The 557-nt window shown below is 73.1% G+C and carries 1 protein-coding gene; it reads right to left on the bottom strand.

Annotated features, from left to right (window positions below):
• A partial coding sequence (locus LPA54_RS35820) for a crosslink repair DNA glycosylase YcaQ family protein (RefSeq protein WP_228984733.1) occupies window positions 1–514 on the bottom strand: 514 nt, incomplete at its 3' end.
• Window positions 515–557: the final 43 nt, after the last annotated feature.

Raw genomic sequence — 557 nt, forward strand, 5'->3', positions numbered from 1 at the left:
ACATCAGGGCGCGCTCCACGGCGACCTTGGTGCCGGACCAGTCCCACCACTCGCTGGTGCGCTTGGCGCCGCCCAACTCGGTGGCGGTCAGCGGCCCTTCGACGCGCAACTGCTTGACGACCTGGTCGTACACGCCGTCGGGCAGCTCGTGGTTCCAGAGGGGGCGGTTGCGGTAGGCGCGGCGGCGGAAGGCGAAGTGCGGCCACTCCTCGACGGGAAGGATGCACGCGGCGTGCGACCAGTACTCGAACGTGTGCGCAGGCTGGTCGCCCTGCTTCCAGTACGCCTCCTCCACCGTGCGGCGGCCCACCGCGCCGAGACGGGCGTACGGGATCAGCTCGTGCGAGCGGGCGAGGACGGAGATCGTGTCGAGCTGCACCGCGCCCAGGTGGCGCAGGACGCCGCGCACACCGGCGCGCCGGTCGGGGGCGCCGAGGAGCCCCTGGGCACGCAGGGCGATGCGGCGGGCCTCGTCGGCCGAGAGTTCCGTGGTCGGACGCGGCAGGGTCGTCATACGTCCGCACCCTAGAGGGCGCCACTGACAACGGCGGCCCCCC

It is taken from the genome of Streptomyces sp. DH12, assembly GCF_020873895.1.
In the GTDB taxonomy this organism is placed as follows: Bacteria; Actinomycetota; Actinomycetes; order Streptomycetales; family Streptomycetaceae; genus Streptomyces.